The 2,034-nt window shown below is 72.1% G+C and carries 3 protein-coding genes; all 3 read left to right on the top strand.

Going from position 1 to position 2,034, the window contains the following annotated elements; genetic code table 11:
• Positions 1-95, top strand: a 95-nt coding sequence (locus ACH4MY_RS38170) for an acyl-CoA dehydrogenase family protein (protein ID WP_132919430.1), incomplete at its 5' end; no start/stop codon positions are given.
• A 28-nt stretch (positions 96-123) separates the two neighbouring features.
• Positions 124-909 carry an electron transfer flavoprotein subunit beta/FixA family protein gene (locus tag ACH4MY_RS38165; protein ID WP_398009456.1) on the top strand — a complete coding sequence of 262 codons (786 nt, stop codon included), beginning with the start codon at positions 124-126 and terminating at the stop codon, positions 907-909.
• A gap of 39 nt (positions 910-948) precedes the next feature.
• Positions 949-1,905: an electron transfer flavoprotein subunit alpha/FixB family protein gene (locus ACH4MY_RS38160; RefSeq protein WP_398009454.1), complete on the top strand. Its 957-nt coding sequence runs from the start codon at positions 949-951 to the stop codon at positions 1,903-1,905.
• Positions 1,906-2,034: the final 129 nt, after the last annotated feature.

The following is a 2,034-nucleotide window of genomic DNA, read 5'->3' as shown; positions in this document are numbered from 1 at the left end:
CCGTCGAGCGCATGATGCGCGACGCCAAGATCACCCAGATCTACGAAGGCACCAACCAGGTCCAGCGCATCGTCATGGCCCGCAACCTCCCGTAATCACCAGCCCCTCGAAAGGAGACAGGCCGTGACCCTGAAGATCGCTGTCTGTGTGAAGTACGTCCCCGACGCGACCGGCGACCGCGGTTTCGCCGACGACCTGACGACCGACCGCGAGGCCGTCGACGGTCTGCTCTCGGAGCTGGACGAGTACGCCGTCGAGCAGGCCCTCCGCATCTCGGAGGAGGCCGACGAGGCCGAGGTCACCGTCGTCACCGTGGGCCCGGACGACGCCAAGGACGCGCTCCGCAAGGCGCTGTCGATGGGCGCCGACAAGGCCGTCCACGTCAACGACGAGGACATCCACGGCTCCGACGTCTTCGCCACCTCCGCGATCCTGGCCAAGGCCCTGGAGAAGACCGGCTTCGACCTGGTCGTCTGCGGCATGGCCTCGACCGACGGCTCGATGGGCGTGCTGCCCGCGCTGCTCGCCGAGCGCCTGAACCTGCCGCAGGTCACGCTGGTCTCGGAGCTCTCCGTCGAGGACGGCCTGGTGAAGGGCCGCCGTGACGGCGACGCCGCCACCGAGCTCCTGGAGGCCCCGCTGCCGGCCGTCGTCTCGGTCACCGACCAGTCCGGCGAGGCCCGCTACCCCTCCTTCAAGGGGATCATGGCCGCCAAGAAGAAGCCGGTCCAGGAGCTGGACCTGGACGACCTGGACATCGACGCCGACGAGGTGGGCCTCGCCGGGGCCTGGACCCTGGTCGACGCCGTGGCCGCGCGCCCGGCCCGTACGCAGGGCACGATCGTCACGGACGAGGGCGACGGCGGCAAGCAGCTCGCCGCCTTCCTCGCCACCCAGAAGTTCATCTGACCCACCGCCGGCCAGACACCCGAACAGGAGCAACGAATCATGGCTGAGATCCTGGTCCTCGTGGACCACGCCGACGGTGCGGTCCGTAAGCCGGCCCTCGAACTGCTGACCCTGGCCCGCCGTATCGGCGAGCCCTCGGCCGTCGTGCTCGGCGCCGGCGAGGCCGCGGCGTCGATCGCCGCCACCGCCGGCGAGTACGGCGCGGCGACCGTGTACGTCGCGGACGCCGCCGAGTTCGCCGACGAGCTGGTCGTGCCGAAGGTCGACGCGCTCACCCAGCTCGCCAAGGACAAGGGGGCGGCCGCCGTCCTGGTGACCTCCTCCGGCGAGGGCAAGGAGATCGCGGCCCGCGTCGCGCTCCGCCTCGGCTCCGGTCTGATCACCGACGCCGTGGAGCTGGAGGCCGGCGAGAACGGCCCGGTCGCCACCCAGTCCGTCTTCGCCGCCTCGTACCAGGTGCGCTCGACGGTCACGCACGGCGTGCCGGTCATCACCGTCAAGCCCAACTCCACCGCTCCGGAGGCTTCTTCGGCCGCCGGTACGGTCGAGAACGTCACCGTCGCCTTCACCGGCAACGCCGCGAAGGTCGTCTCGCGCACCCCGCGCGTGTCCACCGGCCGCCCCGAGCTGACCGAGTCCGCGATCGTGGTCTCCGGCGGCCGCGGTGTCGGCGCGGCCGAGGGCTTCGCGGTCGTCGAGAAGCTGGCCGACTCGCTCGGCGCGGCCGTCGGCGCCTCCCGTGCCGCCGTGGACGCGGGCTGGTACCCGCACTCCAACCAGGTCGGCCAGACCGGCAAGCAGGTCTCGCCGCAGCTGTACGTCGCGGCGGGCATCTCCGGTGCGATCCAGCACCGGGCCGGCATGCAGACGTCGAAGACGATCGTGGCGGTCAACAAGGACCCGGAGGCCCCGATCTTCGACCTGGTGGACTACGGCGTGGTCGGCGACCTCTTCGAGGTGCTGCCGCAGCTCACGGACGAGATCGGCACCCGCTGACGGTCCCGTCGCCCGAACGGAGGAGGGGCGGGGGGGGGGGGGGGGGGGGGCGCCCCCCCCCCCCCCCCCCCCGGGGGGGGGGGATGCCGCTAGGCGGCGGTGACGCGGAAGGCGGAGAACACGGCCGTC

The sequence above is a fragment of the Streptomyces sp. NPDC017246 genome (genome assembly GCF_044331325.1).
GTDB lineage: Bacteria > Actinomycetota > Actinomycetes > Streptomycetales > Streptomycetaceae > Streptomyces.
The sequence above is the reverse complement of the archived record's forward strand: the minus strand, read 5'-3'. Positions and strand labels throughout refer to the sequence as shown.

What these genes read in the sequence shown, in the direction of transcription:
- ACH4MY_RS38160 (WP_398009454.1), top strand. Translation starts at nt 949, where the DNA reads ATGGCTGAGATCCTGGTCCTCGTGGACCACGCCGACGGTGCGGTCCGT.